The sequence below is a fragment of the Mesorhizobium loti genome, from assembly GCA_014189435.1.
Lineage (GTDB): Bacteria > Pseudomonadota > Alphaproteobacteria > Rhizobiales > Rhizobiaceae > Mesorhizobium > Mesorhizobium loti_G.
On record CP050294.1, the window covers coordinates 12,466 to 28,984 of the forward strand.

Annotated in this window: 9 protein-coding genes and 10 pseudogenes; 9 read left to right on the top strand and 10 right to left on the bottom strand. The window is 61.1% G+C overall.

Going from position 1 to position 16,519, the window contains the following annotated elements; genetic code table 11:
• The gene (locus HB777_34820) at nucleotides 1-2,226 is read right to left on the bottom strand and encodes a recombinase family protein (GenBank protein QND69024.1); all 2,226 of its coding nucleotides are present in this window, start codon (nucleotides 2,224-2,226) and stop codon (nucleotides 1-3) included.
• Complete coding sequence (locus HB777_34825) at nucleotides 2,219-2,377, bottom strand: hypothetical protein (GenBank protein QND69025.1); 159 nt, start codon at nucleotides 2,375-2,377, stop codon at nucleotides 2,219-2,221. The genes HB777_34820 and HB777_34825 overlap by 8 nt, the downstream gene beginning before the upstream one ends.
• A gap of 285 nt (nucleotides 2,378-2,662) precedes the next feature.
• Between HB777_34825 and HB777_34830 the strand changes: the two are divergent.
• The 4 pseudogenes from HB777_34830 to HB777_34845 all read left to right on the top strand — a co-directional run bounded on the left by HB777_34830 (nucleotide 2,663) and on the right by HB777_34845 (nucleotide 4,931).
• A pseudogene (locus HB777_34830) lies at nucleotides 2,663-3,536 on the top strand (hypothetical protein).
• Nucleotides 3,537-3,543: 7 nt separating this feature from the next.
• Nucleotides 3,544-3,618 (top strand): annotated as a pseudogene (locus HB777_34835) (maturase).
• 9 nt (nucleotides 3,619-3,627) lie between these two features.
• Nucleotides 3,628-3,819, top strand: a pseudogene (locus HB777_34840) (IS6 family transposase).
• Nucleotides 3,820-3,901: 82 nt separating this feature from the next.
• Nucleotides 3,902-4,931 (top strand): annotated as a pseudogene (locus HB777_34845) (IS110 family transposase).
• Nucleotides 4,932-5,236: 305 nt separating this feature from the next.
• Here HB777_34845 and HB777_34850 read toward each other — a convergent pair.
• Nucleotides 5,237-5,488 (bottom strand): annotated as a pseudogene (locus tag HB777_34850) (IS5/IS1182 family transposase).
• A gap of 106 nt (nucleotides 5,489-5,594) precedes the next feature.
• On the opposite strand from HB777_34850, the gene HB777_34855 reads away from it, so the two are divergent.
• The 3 genes from HB777_34855 (at nucleotide 5,595) to HB777_34865 (ending at nucleotide 8,039) form a co-directional block, all read left to right on the top strand.
• The gene (locus HB777_34855; GenBank protein ID QND69026.1) at nucleotides 5,595-5,981 is read left to right on the top strand and encodes a transposase; all 387 of its coding nucleotides are present in this window, start codon (nucleotides 5,595-5,597) and stop codon (nucleotides 5,979-5,981) included.
• A complete protein-coding gene (gene tnpB, locus HB777_34860; protein ID QND69027.1) occupies nucleotides 5,978-6,322 on the top strand; it encodes an IS66 family insertion sequence element accessory protein TnpB in 345 nt (114 codons plus the stop codon). The genes HB777_34855 and tnpB overlap by 4 nt, the downstream gene beginning before the upstream one ends.
• Nucleotides 6,323-6,398: 76 nt before the next feature.
• Nucleotides 6,399-8,039, top strand: a complete 1,641-nt coding sequence (locus tag HB777_34865) for an IS66 family transposase (GenBank protein ID QND69028.1) — start codon at nucleotides 6,399-6,401, stop codon at nucleotides 8,037-8,039.
• 9 nt (nucleotides 8,040-8,048) lie between these two features.
• Here HB777_34865 and HB777_34870 read toward each other — a convergent pair.
• Nucleotides 8,049-8,519 (bottom strand): annotated as a pseudogene (locus tag HB777_34870) (IS5 family transposase).
• Here HB777_34870 and HB777_34875 point away from each other — a divergent pair.
• A pseudogene (locus tag HB777_34875) lies at nucleotides 8,484-8,873 on the top strand (transposase). The pseudogenes HB777_34870 and HB777_34875 sit on opposite strands and share 36 nt — an antisense overlap.
• Nucleotides 8,874-8,923: 50 nt before the next feature.
• On the opposite strand, the pseudogene HB777_34880 reads toward HB777_34875, so the two are convergent.
• A pseudogene (locus HB777_34880) lies at nucleotides 8,924-9,715 on the bottom strand (IS5 family transposase).
• Between the two features lie 1,010 nt (nucleotides 9,716-10,725).
• On the opposite strand from HB777_34880, the gene HB777_34885 reads away from it, so the two are divergent.
• A complete protein-coding gene (locus HB777_34885; protein ID QND69029.1) occupies nucleotides 10,726-11,307 on the top strand; it encodes an IS6 family transposase in 582 nt (193 codons plus the stop codon).
• A 48-nt stretch (nucleotides 11,308-11,355) separates the two neighbouring features.
• On the opposite strand, the pseudogene HB777_34890 reads toward HB777_34885, so the two are convergent.
• From HB777_34890 to HB777_34910, 5 genes and pseudogenes are all read right to left on the bottom strand, one after another.
• Nucleotides 11,356-11,584, bottom strand: a pseudogene (locus HB777_34890) (IS91 family transposase).
• A gap of 108 nt (nucleotides 11,585-11,692) precedes the next feature.
• Nucleotides 11,693-13,852 (bottom strand): S46 family peptidase, encoded by a 2,160-nt coding sequence (locus HB777_34895; protein QND69030.1) that lies wholly within the window; start codon nucleotides 13,850-13,852, stop codon nucleotides 11,693-11,695.
• 457 nt (nucleotides 13,853-14,309) lie between these two features.
• A complete protein-coding gene (locus tag HB777_34900) occupies nucleotides 14,310-14,609 on the bottom strand; it encodes a flagellar export protein FliJ (GenBank protein ID QND69031.1) in 300 nt (99 codons plus the stop codon).
• A gap of 18 nt (nucleotides 14,610-14,627) precedes the next feature.
• Nucleotides 14,628-15,574, bottom strand: a pseudogene (locus tag HB777_34905) (IS630 family transposase).
• A 587-nt stretch (nucleotides 15,575-16,161) separates the two neighbouring features.
• Nucleotides 16,162-16,263 carry a hypothetical protein gene (locus HB777_34910; GenBank protein QND69032.1) on the bottom strand — a complete coding sequence of 34 codons (102 nt, stop codon included), beginning with the start codon at nucleotides 16,261-16,263 and terminating at the stop codon, nucleotides 16,162-16,164.
• Between the last annotated feature and the right edge of the window lie 256 nt (nucleotides 16,264-16,519).

A 16,519-nucleotide genomic window follows, 5' to 3' on the forward strand; every position in this document is an offset into this window, starting at 1 on the left:
TCACGGTATCTGTTCGAAGAGGCTGGGATTTTGGTCTATCGTCTTGATCCATAGGCCTTTTCTCTGTCCACGCACGACATGGACGGCTTCGAGTTCGCCGCGTTTTACTCGCTGCAACACGACCTGGCGCGACAGGCCGAGGTTCTCCATGGCGTCGCGGATGGGCTCAAAGCCTTCGCCAGGCGTGGCCAGGAAGCGGGCCTTGAGTTCGGCGGTCAGGCGAATGCGCCATGGCGCACCGGGTGTCACCTGTTCGCCCGGGATGAGGCCGTCGTTGACATGGCGGTGAAGCGTCGATGGCGCCACGCCGAGCGCGGCAGCGGCCTGACGGACGGTGACGATGTCGCCGTCGGCGGCTGGTGGCTTGGCCTTGCAGGCGGGAATCTTCCAGTGCTTACGCAGATAGCCGACGCGGTTGGCGTCAAACCGGTGGCCGTACGCCGTTCGGCGGCCCTGGCGGTTGAGGACGCCGGCAATGACCGCGTCGGGATAATGCGGTGCCAGCCGCCGCAGCAGCGCCAGCGTGTCCTCGTCGGTACGAACCGTCGCCGGCCGCGAGCGCGGCAAGGCGACGGTGAGGCGACTCGTAGCGTCGCCCTTCCAGCGCAGGACGAGAAGCGCCGCTGCCTCGTCGCGATCGACATGGAGGGTGACCTCATCGAGGAGCGTGCGCAGCAATTCCTTGCGGTCACGCGGCGTGGTGGTGGGCGCGTACCAAACGCTCGCCAGATCGGCCCCGAGGGCAAGCAGCTTTTCCCGCTCCGTGGCCGACAGGACGCGCGGACGCTGCTCCTCGCGCCGCGCCAGTTCCGCCTTTGCCGCCTCCAGGGCGCGCAACGCCTCCTCCCACTCCTGCTCGAGCCTGCGGGCGACCAGGCGATTGTCGGGATCGACGGCGCAATAGCGGCGCTCGGCGCGGTTGACGGCGAAGGCGGCGCGCTCCACGTCGAGCCGCCATTGCTTGAGTGCTGCGTCGCGATCGTTCTCCAGCCGCTCGGCCGCTTCGAGCGTGGCGGTCAGGCGCACCGGCTCCAGCGCCTCCAGGAAGGCCGCCACCACGGCTTCATCGATCTGCCCGCCGCCAACATTGAGGCAATGGACGCCTCTGCCCTCGACGACCACCTTGCCGGGACAATGGTAGCCCGGCGTCACGGTGCGGCCGCGATAATGGGTGTGCAGCCGTCGCCCGCAGTGGCCGCAGCGGGCAATGCCCTGCAGCAGGGCGCCACCCTCTCTGGCGGCGCCACCGGCCTGTTCCTGCGCCTTGGCGTGCGTCCGGGGTTGGGTGTTGGCCGCCATGCGCTCTCGATTGGCCTCGAAGGTGGGCCAATCGATATAGCCCTGGTGGTGGTCCTTGATCAGCACTTGCCAGTCTTCCATCGGCAGCTTGCGTATCCGCTTGCACCGCGCGCCGGTTTCGTCGAGCACCGTCTCTCGGCGATACTTGCCATAGACATAGGCGCCGGCATAGACTGGATTGGCAAGCACGCTGTGAACCGCGTGGTAGCTGGCCTCGCCCCAGCGCAGCTCGGTGCGTGCATTAAGCCACAGCGGGAACTTCATCGCTTGCTCGCGGAACCACAGCCACACGCGGCGCGCCGAGCCGAGCTCGGCAAAGCGGGCAAAGACGGTGCGGATGGCATGGGCGACGGCCTCGTCGGGATGGATCAGGATCTCGCCGTCCGCCTCGCCCCAGACGAAGCCGATCGGTAGGCCGCGGCGCAATTCACCGCGCGCTGCCTTGTTGCGGATGCCGCCATTGAGGCGGGCGCGCAGGACGTGCAATTCGGCCTCGCTCATGGCGCCTTTCAACCCGAGCAAAAGCCTATCGTTGAACAGAGCCGGGTGGTAGATCCCGTCGGCATCGCCAATCAGCGTATCGGTCAGCCCGGCCAACTCGATCAGCCGGTGCCAGTCGGCATTGTTGCGCGCCAGCCGCGAAACCTCCAGGCCAAGCACGATGCCGACCCGGGCCAGCGCCACCTCGCTGGTCAGCCGCGCAAAGCCGGCGCGCATGACGCTGCCGGAGCCGGACAGGCCAAGGTCCTCGTCGATGACCAGGACACGCTCGTCCGGCCAACCCAGCTCGCGCGCCCGACCGGAGAGCGCGTATTGCCGCTCGGTCGATTCACGGTTGTTCTCCACCTGTGAGGCGCTCGACTGGCGCAGGTAGACGACAGCCAGCCGGGCCTGGTGACCGGCGGCGATTTTGCTGTGTTCAGTCATGACCGGCCTCCCTCACTGTCAGCATGCGCGCGATCACGAGGGCGAGCCGGCGCAACGCCTCCGCCCGCGCCTCGGCGTCCAGCGTCTCCCAGGTGGGTGGGTCGGGAGGCCGCTTGCGGTCTTCCTCGGCGAATCTCAGCTTCAGTTGCATGTCGCTCCTCCTTGTCATCGGGCGGCGACTCGCCGCGCCGTTCAAGAAGAGCGTCGGTCAGAAAGCGCAGATGCAGAAGGTCTGAAAGCCGCCCAATGCTGGAGTGATTAGCCGGCGAGGCTGTGGAATCACCCCCCAGGCCCCCGAGATCCGTCCACGCGACGGGAATGTAGGTCCGGCTGCCGTCCGGCAATTCTAAAAGCAGCGTTGGCTCGCCGCGGCGTTTGAGGCGGCTGATTACGGCCAGAGGCCGCCCTTCAAAGGCGTGGCCCTCCCGCATGATCGTTGCCGAGGCGGGAAGGTCCTGGTGATGGGCAGTCTGGAGATGTTTCCTTCGACACCATTCCACACGACCTGTTGCTACGGGCGGTGCGAAAGCACACCGACTGCACGTGGGTGTTGTTGTACATTGAACGGTGGCTGACGGCTCCCGTGCAACTGGAGAACGGCACTTTGGAACCTCGGGAGAGGGGAACTCCGCAGGGGTCAGTTATCTCACCCTTGCTGGCGAACCTCTTTTTGCACTATGCGTTCGATCGGTGGATGGCCAAACACCATCCTGAGATTCCGTTTGAACGCTTTGCCGATGATGCCGTTTGTCATTGCAGCAGCGAGCGTCAGGCCCAAAAGTTGCAAACGGATCTTGAGCAACGGTTTGCTGAATGCGGACTGAAGTTACATCCAAACAAGACACAGATCGTGTATTGCAAGGATAACGTTCGGCGGGGGCATTGCCCCAATCAGAAGTTCGACTTTCTCGGCTACACCTTTCGACCGAGACTGGCAATGAACCGATGGGGCAAGACCTTCGTCAATTTCAGTCCGGGTATCAGCAACCGAGCCGCGAAAGCCATCCGTCAGACAATGCGGGACTGGCAGCTTGACCGCCGTATCGACAAGCGCATCAATGATCTGGCCAAGATGTTCAATCCGATCCTTCGTGGTTGGATGAACTACTATGGTCGTTACCACAAATCGGCACTTTCCCGAGCATTGATGCACCTCGATCTGCGCCTGGCACGCTGGGCCATGTCGAAATATCAGACGCCTGAGACGCCATCGTCGGCGTGCGCGGTACTGGGTCCAGGACGTAAGGCGTCGGGAGCCAGCGCTGTTTGCACATTGGCGATTGCTGTATCGGGCAACGGCTGGACGGTAGGAGCCGGATGAGTGGAGACGCTCACGTCCGGATCTGTGAGAGCCTGGGGGTGAAATTCCCCCGGGCCACTCGACTCGCGGTGCGCATCAACGGTCAGAAGTGCTGGTTGTGGAGAGCGGTTGATCAGGACGGATATGTGCTCGACGAGATTGTCCAGACGCGTCGCAACAGCAAGGCCGCCAAGCGCCTGCTGACGCGACTTCTGAAGAAGCAGGGTCTGCCGCCAAAGCGTATGATCACCGACAAACTGCGCTCCTACGGGGCGGCCAAACGCCAGCTCATGGGCGTTGATGGTGTAGACGCCCGCGACGACCGCAGTGTGTGGCAAAGTGGAGTTGTTTAAACCACCATTGGAGATGGGCATCATGAGCGAAGTTCGTACGATCGGTTTGGATTTAGCCAAGAACGTGTTTCAGGTCCACGGGGCTGACGAAACAGGTGCTGTTGTGTTTCGCAAGCAATTGCGGCGCGGGCAGGTTTTGAAATTCTTTGGTGGCCTGCCACGGTGCCTGGTTGCGATGGAAGCCTGCGGAAGCTCGCATTTCTGGGCGCGTGAGATAGGGCATTTGGGACACGAAGTCCGTATGATCCCACCGGCCTACGTGAAGCCCTTTTTGAAGCGGCAGAAGAACGACATGGCTGATGCTGAGGCGATCTGCGAGGCGGCGCAACGACCAACGATGCGCTTTGTTGCCGTGAAGAGCGAAGAAAGACAAGCCGCAGCAGTGGTGTTGCGCACCCGCGATCTGCTGATCCGGCAGCGCACGCAGACCATCAATGCGCTGCGCGGCCACCTTGCGGAATTTGGTGAAGTCGTGCCGCAGGGTTTAAGCTTCGCTTCGAAACTGATTGCGATGATTGAGGATCCGCAAACGGCTCTTCCAGAAACTGCGCGGACTGCTCTGCGGTTTCTGACAGCAAGCTTGTCCCAACTGAATGATCAGATTCGCGTGCTGGATGCACAGATTGTGCGCCGGGCTCGTGAAGATGAGACCGCACGCCGGTTGATGACAGTTCCCGGAATTGGCCCATTGATTGCCACCGCACTGGTGGCTCTGGCGCCATCGCCTGAAACCTTCAAACGTGGGCGGGACTTCGCCGCATGGCTTGGGCTTGTGCCGCGACAACATTCGACAGGCGGCAAACAGCGTCTCGGCTCCACGACGAAGATGGGGGATCGATCTCTGCGGCGGCTCCTGATCATAGGGGCCAATAGCGAGCTTGTGTGGCGCGCCCGCCCGCAAGGGTGCAACACCAGGCACGTGGCTGGCCAAGATGCTGGCGCATAAACCACCGATGCTGGTGAGGGTGGCGCTTGCCAACAAGATGGCGCGAATGATCTGGGCTATCATGGCCAAGGGAGGAATATACAGAGCTCCGGTTGCTGCGGTCTAAAGCCAACGTAACCGAGGGGACGTCGCAGCGAGAGAGGTCATCGGAAGTATGGCGCAACGGTCGTGAGACGGGATCAGGAAAACCAGTGTGCACCAAAGTGTCTCAAGAGCACGCGGCGTTGATTTGGACCTGACCTGCGAACACCATAAGGGCCCGCGGCATGTGTGAAAGCCGCATCACAGGCCGGACACATGTCAGCACCCGACAACGCGCAATGCCAACTAAAGATTCCTCTTGCCAAACGGGCGTCTACACATGGTGCATGGGTCCGGACTTGAGCGGATGTCGATCTTTGAAGCGGCAGACTATGCCGTGGCCGCCTTGCGGCGGGCGGATTTCGGGCGTGCGCAGGCAAGCATGCGGTTGAGGACGGCGCAGCCGATGGCGACTTCGGTCTGCTGAACGGGAAGCGACCGTGCCCGCAAACGCCGCCCGATGGTGGACTTGTATCGCCCTATGGCGGTCTCAACCAGCGAGCGTTTGCCATAACCGTTGGAGACCTGCCATTTCATCCGGCCGTCTCTGCCGATTGCGGCGATATGCTGCTCCCTTTGGCCGGCAGGTCTTATCGTCGAATGGTTCGACCGTAAGCGCGTAGGCATCCCCACGTAGCGTGCAGGCGGTTGATCGCTCATTTTCAGCATGAATCATGCGGAGAATCCTATGAGCGACAGTATGAGCCATCATCGAACATTCGAGATTTTGACGGCGGAGCCTGTGCCGTCCCGACGCAAGCCGCGCCATCGGTCGGACGAAGAGAAGGCACGGCTTGTCGCCGAAGCGTTCTCGCCAGGGGGCAATGTCTCGGCGGTTGCGCGTTCCGAGGGGCTGGACCCCTCGCAGCTCTATGCGTGGCGCCGCAAGGCGCTTTCGTCGGGCATGGTTGCGCCACTGACGGAGGGAGCGAGCAAGCCGGCGAAGTTCACGCGCTTTGAAGCGGTGGGCAGCGACACGGTGGAAATCGTCATTGGCGACGCAGTGGTGCGCGCCGGCGGCGATGTCGATCCCGATCGCCTGGCGAGGATCATCCGCGCGGTTCGTAAGGCATGATCGCTTCCGGTGTGGTGGTTTACGTGTCGTGCCAGCCGGTCGACTTCCGCAAGGGCGCGGCATCTTTGATGGCGCTGGTCAGGGATGGCGGCCTGGACCCATTCTCGGGGGCACTTCACGTATTCCGTTCGAAGCGTGCGGACCGGGTTCGCATCGTGTGGTGGGACGGCAGCGGGGTTTGTCTTTATTCGAAGACTCTGGAAGATCACAGCTTCTGCTGGCCGGGGATATCGGCCGCGCGCATGCGTCTCGACCACGCCCAGTTGATGGCGCTTCTGGCCGGACTGGACTGGAAAAAGATTCGTCCGGCCAGGGTCAGGCGGCCGTTATCGACGGGCTGAAACCGGCCTGCGGCAAGATGAATCATGCGGCTGGAACGGTTGGGAAAGCGGCTGTTTTTGTGCTCTGTTGCTTGCCATGGTTCTACCGGGTCTTGCCCTTCCCGACGACGTTGATGCGCTGAAGGCGATGATCCTTTCCATGGCTCGCGAGCAGGCTGCAAGCGAGGCCCGGATCGCAGTCGCCGACGCTCGGATCGCAGCATCTGAGGCGGAGGTCGCCCGGCTGAAAGCTGTCGAGAAAAGCGCCAGCGAGCGGATCGCCAATCTCACGTCAATCCTGAAAGTTTTACAGCGCACGCAACATGGCACGCGTTCCGAGCGGCTACGCCTGGCCATCGACGACGAGCAGGCCTCCTTTGCCTTCGAAGAGGTCGAGACCGGCCTTTCGGAAATCCGGAGCGAACTCGACCGCGCGGTCGGGAACAAGCCGAAGCGCGCCCCGCGTCCGCGCAAGGGCTTTGCTGCCCACCTCGAACGCATCGAGGAGGTCGTCGAGCCGGAAATCCCGGCCGACTGCGAGGGGCTTGAAAAGGTTCTGATCGGCGAGGATCGATCCGAGCGGCTGGACGTCGTGCCGCCGAAGTTCCAGGTCATCGTCACGCGCCGTCCCAAATACGCCTTCCGGGGCCGTGACGGCGTGGTCCAGGCTCTGGCGCCGGCGCACATCATCGAAAGCGGCCTGCCGACGGAGCGGCTGCTCGCCTATATCGCCGTCTCCAAATACGCCGACGGCCTCCCGCTTTATCGGCAGGAGGCGATCTATCTGCGCGACGGCGTCGAGATCAGCCGGTCGTTGATGGCGCAATGGATGGGGCATCTGGGCTTCGAGCTGCAGATGCTTGCTGATTACATACTGGAGCGCATCAAGGAGGGCGAAAGGGTCTTCGCCGACGAGACGACCTTGCCCACCCTTGCCCCTGGTTCCGGGAAAACCACGAAAGCCTGGTTGTGGGCCTACGCACGGGATGACCGACCCTATGGCGGAACCAGTCCGCCAATGGTTGCCTATCGTTTTGAAGACAGCAGAGGTGCGGATTGCGTGGCGCGCCACCTCGCCGGATTCAGCGGTATCCTGCAAGTGGATGGCTACTCGGCCTATACCAACCTGGTCAAGGCACGGGCCAAAGCCGGCAGCAATGAAACAATCCGGCTCGCCGGGTGCTGGGCTCACCTGCGGCGCAAATTCTACGACCTGCACATCAGCGGGGTCTCGCAGGCCGCGACGGATTCGATCATCGCCATGACCGAATTGTGGAAGGTCGAGGACGAGGTTCGCGGCAAGGATGCCGGAAGCCGCGCCGCGCTGCGTCAGGAAAAGTCCGTGGCCATTGTCGCGAGCCTCTTCGATCTATGGGAAGCGGAACTGGGCAAGGTCTCCGGAAAATCCAAGACCGCCGAGGCGATCCGCTACGCGCTCACCCGGCGGGAGGCGCTGGAACGCTTTCTGATGGACGGTCGCATCGAAATCGACTCCAATATCGTCGAGCGTGCAATCAGGCCCCAGACGATCACGCGAAAGAATAGTCTATTCGCCGGCAGCCACGGCGGTGGACGAACCTGGGCGACGGTAGCCACCTTGCTGCAAACCTGCAAAATGAACAGCGTCGATCCGCTCGACTGGCTCTCGCAGACCTTGACCCGCATCGCTCAAGGCTGGCCGGCATCCGAAATCGAAATGCTCATGCCTTGGAACTTTAGGCCTGACGTTATCGGCTGACCGCTTACGTTCGACCGCGTTGGCACGAGGCGGAATGACGATTGCGGCGGCAGCGCTATGATCGATGACTGCGTCGTAAGTCGGGTTTCCGTCATAGGCGCCGTCACCAGTAAACTGTCCGATCGGACCGCCAATCTGGTCGAGTAGTGGCTCAACTTGAGAGACATCGCCAGTGTCCTGATCAGTCAGGGTATGGGCAATGATCTCGCCGCTGTCGGCATCCAGTGCCAGATGCAGCTTGCGCCAACTGCGACGGGATCTGGCGCCGTGCTTCTCCTCCAGCCACTGACCCGCGCCGTAGACCTGCAGGCCGGTGCTGTCGACAAGAACATGCACTGGTCCCTCCGGCGGAACCTGGCGATCATGCCGTTTGTTGGGCGATTGCCATGTCCGCGCCCGACGGCTCAGGGTGGTATGATCGGGGACAGCGAGCGCCAGCCCCATCAGTTGCAGCGGTTCACAGCCGACGGAGCCTATGACGGCAAGCCAACCTATCGGTCTATCCTGCAGCACAGCGCAACCGCGAACATCGTCATTCCACCGCGTTCCACGGCGGTGGAAAGCGGTGATACCGGACCGCCTGGTCAAAGGGACAAGCACATTGCCGCAATCGCAAGCGACGGTCGGCTGAAATGGCAGGCAGCCACCGGCTACGGCAAGCGGGCGCTGAGCGAAACAGCCATCGGACGATACAAGGGGCTGATCGGACGGCGCCTGCGAGCACGCTCTCTTCCGGCTCAACAGACCGAGGTTGCCATCGGTTGCATCGTTCTCAACCGCATGCTGGCATGGGCACGCCCGGAGTCTATCCGGCGTCAAGTCACGCAGGCATAACCAACTACATTAATGATCGAAATGCGTTCGATTTCATATCCGCGCACCAACGCCATGGTGCGTTCGAAGTCTTTTGCCAGTCTTCGGCACCTGCCGAGCCAACGCACCGACAACTCAAAGGCAAACTTGGCAACATTGTACAGCGGTTCACTACCCATCGGCGCGGCAGGATCTGGAAACCTTTGGGCTTGTCCGTGCGCTTGACGATCTCGAGCGTGAACTGTCCGACTTTTTGCAGCGCGCCACCGCAGCTTCGGCCCGGCATAGCCACCATCGGCGAAGATATGGCGCAGCCACGGCCAGCGTTTGAGGATGGCTTTCAGGGCCGCCGGGACGCCATCGCGATCCTGGATATCGGCGGCGTGGACGACGAGGCCGACCAGCAGACCGAGCGTGTCGACAACGATGTGGCGCTTGCGGCCCATGACCTTCTTGCCGGCATCAAATCCCCTTATTCCGCCGCTTTCGGTGGTTTTGACCGACTGGCTGTCGATCACGCCGGCCGTCGGGCTCGCTTGCCTGCCCTCTTTCTCGCGCGCCGCCATCACGAGTTCGTTGCTGATCGTGCGCAGCAGGCCCTCGTCGCGCCAACGCCAGAAATATTTCTGCACCGTCGAGAAGGGTGGAAAATCCTTCGGCAACAGCCGCCACGCGCCGCCCGAGGAGGCCATGTACAAAAGCGCATTCACGACTTCGCGCAAATCCGTCTTGCGCGGCCGGCCGATGCCGTTGGGCCGCGGCATCAGTGGCGCAATCAGCGCCCATTCCGCATCCGTCATGTCGCTTGCATAGCGCGCACAACGCCGCTCATAGTTCGGGCGGGTGATTTCAGTCCAGGGCATCGTGATCTCCGTTGAATCTCAGCAATCCGACTGAATCATAACCCGCTGAAATCACTCACCTCTTTTTGGAGCGGACACTTACAGAAGACCGCACTCGATCACCACTCCATAAGGATCAAAAACTTCTTGCATCACAGGCGGCAACCACAGAAGAAATTACCGGTCTCCTCGACGAGCTCACCTAAAATCAAAAATGCAACTGTAATCTAGTGGCCAACCGCGAGGCGGCTTGCATTGTGCGCGCTCAATGTAGCAGGGCCTCCCCATATTTCGCCCATAGGAGCTCGCAGTCTCTGGCCCTGAGGCTCGGCGTTCCCCATTCGCCGTATATGACCATAGCGGCTCGGATATCGTAGCCCAAGATCGGCGCATTGGCGACAAACCGGATGGCCTCACCTAACCGACGGGAGTCAATTGCCGCATCGGTTTTGTTGGTGAGATCGAACACACCAAGGATCTGTGCGTCCTCATTCCTGGCCGCCCAAGCAGCGGCCATAGCCTCTTCGGTCACCGCGTTTACCCGAGTTCAATCAAACCAATTCCCATAGTGTAGACAGTCAGTCCCATTAGGTCTTCAGCTTTCGTCCCGGAAGTCCAGCAACGATGTATGCCGCAAGCGTTCCACGGAAGTGCTTCACGCGGCCGATTAGCCGCGGCTTGACCCATTGGGTTGCCGACGGCGTTTTGAGCAGGGCGGGACGAAGAGATTGTGCAAAGCCGAGAAGATCGAAAAGAAGCGTTGCAGTGCTCCTGGTGATCGGAAGCCTTGCATCGTCCGGTCCCGTTTTCGCAGCGGCACATGTGCATTCGGTTCTGTCGCAAACTTTTCGGAAAGGTCATTTGCTGCAAGACGCTTGCTCTTTTTTCCGGGAGTTTGTCATGTTCAAAAGCCGCCATTTTGATCGATCCGTGATCCTACTGTGCGTTCGCTGGTATCTTGGCTCTGTCGCAAACCTTTCGGTAAGCGGAGCATGGCATGGAACGCTCCTCAGCTGTGGAGGAGCACGTGATTGTTCAAGGGCCGCCATTTCGACCAGTCGGTGATCCTGCTGTGCGTGCGCTGGTACCTGGCCTATAATCTGAGCCTGCGCGATCTGGAAGAGATGATGGCCGAACGAGGCTTGAAGGTCGACCACTCCACCGTGCATCGCTGGGTCGCCCACTTCTCGCCACAGCTGCTGGAGCGCTTCAACCGGCGCAAGCGTACCGTCGGCAGCAAGTGGCGTATGGACGAGACGTACATCAGAGTCTGCGGCCAATGGATGTATCTCTATCGTGCTATCGACAGCCTCGGCGACACGGTCGAGTTCTTCTTCAGCGAAAACCGTGACCTGGTGGTGGCCAAACGCTTCCTCCGCAAGGCGCTGGCGCGCCATGGCCGACCGGAGCGCATCGTCATCGACGGCAGCCAGACCAATCACGGGGCGATCAAGCGCCGCATTCGATCCATGCTCGGCTTCAAGTCGCAGCCGAGCGCCGTGGTTATCCTCTCCGGCATCGAGATGATCCACATGAAGCGCAAGCGACAGGCGAGGTATGCCTACAATCCCAGTCCGTCGATCGCCGAGCAGTTCGATATCCTCGCTGCCTGACGGACAGGCTGTCACTACCCCATTTCCAAGTTTGCGACAGGACCGGTCGCGACAGCAGGCGAGTTTTTGCGCGCGATAGCGATTACCGAGGAATCCGTAATAGCGGATGCGATGGAAGCCCCGGGCAGGACGTGTAGCAGGAAGCGGCGAATGAACTCGTCAGACGCGACGGTCATGACCTTCTGCCGACTGCCGTGCCGATAGTCCTTCCAGCGGAAGGCGACTTTGCCATCCTCGATGGCCACGAGGCATTGTTGGAAATGGCGACGCGGTGCGTTTAGCGTAAGGCAGCCACGGCATAGTCTGCCGCTTCAAAGAGCGCCATCCGCTTAAGTCCGGATCCATTGCAGCAAAACCCTGTCATTTACCAACGTTTTCTATCCGCTCAGGAGCGCGGCGCCGGCCGCACTCCCATTTCCTTGAGCAACCGGCCCGCGCCGTCGATCTTGTCCATGGTCCAGATCATGAAGCGACTGTCGACATGGATGCTGCGATTGCGGTCCGCGTCGGGGGCCCAGTCCGAGATCACGCCCTCGAGCGTGCCGTCGAACACGAGACCCACGAACTCGCCACGCCCGTTCAGCGTCGCCGAGCCACTGTTGCCGTTGGTGATGTCAACCGTGGACATGAAGTCGACCGGCAACGTGCCCAGCGCCGGCGCGACATATGGGCCATAGTCCTTGGCCCGAATCGCGGCAACCACGGCATCCGGCGCATCGAACTCGCCCCTGCCAGTGTGCTTGGCCAGAAGTCCCTCGGCCGTGGTGAAGGGCGTCCAGATCTGCCCATCGCGCGTTCGCCCTGCCACCTTGCCCCAAGTGATGCGCAGCGATCCATTCGCGTCGGGATACACTGGCTGGCCGATTGCCTGCCGATAGACACGCAGACCCTGCATATAGGTCGCGCGGGGCGCCTGCGTACGGCCGGCGCGGTCCTTCTTCGCGACCTCCGCAGCTATGTCGCCGGGATAGAGCGCGACCGCCAGCTTGATGAAAGGATCATCCGACGCCTCGAAGGCAGTAGCCGGCTTACCGAGCCAGCCGAGCCGCGTGGCCGTGTCGGCGAGTTTGGTGTCCGCATAGAGTCGGTCAAGGCCGATTTGGTCCAGAGCGGTCTCGAACGCAGTATCGCGATCCTTTGCGTCCAGCCGACGATATTCATCGAGCGCGGCCTCGAAGAGCTTGCGATCGATGTCGGGCAGATAACGGAGTTCTATCTGCGTCAGTTGATCGACGGTCTCGTTAAGGTCACGATCCTGAAAGCCGCTTTCACGGTCTTCATCGGGCTTCTCGTGCTCCTTCGCCCAGCGATAGAGAGTGCGCGCGGATGAGAGGATTTGCGCGCGGTCCAGCAGCGCCTGCCGCAGCCCCTTGAGTGAGGCCCGGCTATTCTCGGCCACCATGGCGTCCAGTTCGCGGATTGCTGTGTCATAGCGCGCCTGCCGCGCGGGATCGTCAGCGACCCAGTCGCGATAAGCTTTCTCCTCGTTGGCCTTGCGAGCATCGAGCCCAATCGCATCGGCGCCGGCGAGATCGCCCGCTAGTTTCTTCTCGTAGTTTTCCGCGCCTTGCAGGATGGCGGCGTAGCGGATCTGCGCGTCACGATTGCCTGCCGTGGCTCGCTTGATCTGGGCGGCATAGTCCGACAACAAACGCTGCAGCAGCGGTTCGTAGTCCGCGAAGTTGAACTGGACTTCGCCAGCGGTGCGCAACCGATTGGTCGTCCCCGGAAAGCCGGCGACCATCACGAAATCGCCTTCTTGAACACCTTCATGGGCGATGCGCAGCCAGCTCTTCGGCCGGTAGGGCACATTGTCGCGCGCATAAGGCCGGGAGGAACCATCAGGAGCGACATAGGCGCGATAAAAGCCGAAGTCGCCTGTGTGGCGCGGCCACATCCAATTGTCCGTTTCGCCGCCGAAGTTACCGATGCCGAGCGCGGGCGCATAGGCGAGGCGCACGTCCTGAATTTCGAGCTTCTGCTCGAGATAGTAGGAGTCGCCGCCATAATAGCCCTCCACGTCGCAGCGGCGATTGGGCTGTGCTTCACATGCAGCGATGAGCGCCTTGCGGTTCGTGTCGAGCCGCTCATAGCGGGCAAAGCCGTTCAGCTTGTCCGAAACGCCCTTGAGCATGTCGGCGGTCACATCCCGCATATCCTCGATCACATAGATGCGGCTGCCAGGCGCCGCGGGCAATTCTTCACCCAGGCTCTTCGCCAGAAAGCCGTTTGTGAGATAGTCCTGTCCCTCCTTGCTGTTGTACTGGATAGATCCGAACACGCAGTGATGATTGGTTGCGACCAGCCCTTGTGGACTGACGAAGGAGGCGGAGCATCCGCCCAGTGATACGATCGCGTTGAGCGGGCCAGTGTCCAGACGGCGCAACAGGGCGGGATCGATCTGGAGCCCATCCACGCGCATGGCCGCGCCCACGTCCGCAATCTGGCCCGGCATCCACATACCTTCGTGCGCCGACGTAGCGCTGACCTTCCAGAGCAAGGCGATGGCAGTTGCTTGGGCCAAACATTTCAAATTCGAGTTCATGCTGATCTCGCTCTCATCCTGCTTACTGTTCTACGCAGACCGGATCGATGACTATCGGGATGGTCGGCGTCCGCCCGCGCGGCTGGCACTCCGTCACGACTGAGTGGACCGTTGACGCTCACCTCTCATCGTATCGGTGGCGTGCATGCTTGCGGATCATCCGCAGCACCAACCGTGCCAAAGGAATAAAACCTTCAATTACAACGTGGTGAGCCGCCCCATCTGTGTCCGATCTCCCGCATCGTCGTAAACCCGACAGAATTAAATGGAAAACGACACCTGCGTAACGCCGCCATGCAAATCTGGAACAAATCGCGTGTGTCGCCGCGGCACGACAGCCGTCCCCGCCAGCTATCGCTGCATCAAGCCGCTGATAATTTTACAGTGCCCGCACTCCTCCTCGTGCGCCAACGGTCAGTCTGGTGTCGCGAATTGAGGCGCGCTAAAGCCGTCCGGCTCAGCCGATCATGGCGCTTCGGTTGCCGGGTTCGAGGTCGTGGCCTCTGCCGCTGCGCGATTCTAGCATTTGCGCCTTGGAGAGCTCTGCTTCAGCCTCGGCGAGAGATGGCTCGGCTGCGGTTCTCTGCCGCAGAAGGTCCGATTGCGAACTCTTGAGGTTGTCACGACGCAGGCGGGCGGCCTTGGCGAACGTCGGGTAAGCGAAATGATTGATATCGGAGATGCCAGCCTTCGTTTCCTCGGCGTTGATCTGGAAGTCCAGTTCTCGCGCCATGCGTTCGAAATCGGCAATCATCATGTCTAGAGCAGATTCGACTTACTCCGGGTCATACCCGGCTGCCTCGAAGTAGTTTCGGCATTCGGCGGGTTTGAAGGCGTCGAGGCAGTCGGCGATGACGGACCAGAGTTGATCGATGGAGCGGGCGGCTGCTTTTCTGAGTAGGGCTTTGAGCTTCGAGAACGCCATCTCGATGGGATTGAAGTCGGGCGAATATGGCGGCAGCAACAGAAGCCGTGCGCCGGTCCTTTGGATGGCCTCGCGAACGCCGGTGATCTTGTGAGCCGGCAGGTTGTCCATGACGACGATGTCGCCGGGAGAAAGTTCAGGCGCGAGCACCTGTTCGGCATAGGCCAGGAAGGCGGCGCCGTTCATCGGCCCGTCGAGCAGCATCGGTGCGGTCAGGCCGTTCAGCCGCAGTCCAGCGGTGAAGGTCGTGGTCTTCCAATGACCATGAGGAACCGGCGCACGGCAGCGTTCGCCACATTTGGCCCGCCCGCGCAGCCGCGCCATCTTGGTGGAGGCCGCAGTCTCATCAATGAAGATCAGCTTCTCGGGGTCGAGATCGAGCTGGCCGTCGAACCAGGCGCAACGGCGCGCCTTGACGTCGGGGCGCTGTTGTTCGCTGGCATGCGCCGTCTTTTTTTAAACGTGACGCAGCGCCTGTCGAGAAACATCCAGATCGTCGAAGGAACCACGCGCACGCCATGCCCGGCCGCCAGCCTCTCGGCAATCTCCGCCAGAGTGATGTCGGGCGTCTCCTCGATCAGGCCGAGGATGAAGGCTTCGTGAGGATCAAGCTTCGAGCGCGACGGTTGGCCCTGCTTGCGTGCCGCCATCTCACCCGTCTCGCGATAGCGGCGATACCAGTTCCCCGCCGTAGCAATCCCGATCCGGAACCGGCGTGCTGCCTCCCGCGTCGAAACACCCTCCGATATAGCCAAAATCACCCGACCGCGAAGGTCCGCACTCAAGCTGCGTGTCATCGTCATCTCCCTGCAAATCACAGGGAAAATGAAACAGACTTCCGCCACCGCGTGAATCCCAAATGTGACTCGGCGTTCACGGAAAATGCTCTAGCTGCTGCAGCTGTCGCCGCTTCTCATTCACCTGAAATTGCTTAAGTCGGACCAGATTACCTCGTGGCTTCATGACTCGGTACTCCCGTACACATTTCGTCCGATCAAACCGCTCTCCTCCCAGCCCCTTAACGTTAGGCCTACAGCGACTCTCACGGTTTCCGCTGCGACAGGAAACATATTGTCCAAAATCCTTGGCCGATGGCTATGAGTTCAATGGCATCGACAAGCATGCGGGCGAGGGACTTAAGGGGCGGTAAAAAAGGTGAAATAGGGCGATGTCACGCTGTCTGCATATGAACCCGTTGAGACCTGGCGGCCGCTGATGTCAGCAGACCATGGCCACGGCTTTCCATTTCGCCATGGGCCGCGTCTCTCTGCAGCGCGATCAAACCGGCATAGGTGTCCACAAAATTCCGAAGCGGGGATTCGTTCTCGGGGACTTTGCGACAGCCGTTTGTGCGCTCTTCCAGGAGCTTGCGACAAAACCGGCATCAGTGCCTCAATCGGTTTTGCACCAGTTCCCGGGCGCCATCCACCACATAGACGCCGCAATCATAGCTGTTGCGCTGCTGCGCCATGCCGGGTTGCTCCACGCGGCCTTCGTGAGATGCGTACGAAGCAACAGCGGTTAGCAGGTATTCAGTGCCCACTCGCTTTTAACAACGCTAGACTAGCACTACTTTGGCAGATTTTTAGTTCTGGGAGCGTTTTGAGGGGATGTCACATTAACTCAGTAAAGAGTTCGCCCTGAAAAACTCTTGGATCCCTTGCGTTGCAGGGATTCCCATCGGGTGTGAAGTATTGGAGAATGCCGGAAACCACCTTCGATCCCGTCGTTTCCCGGTGTTT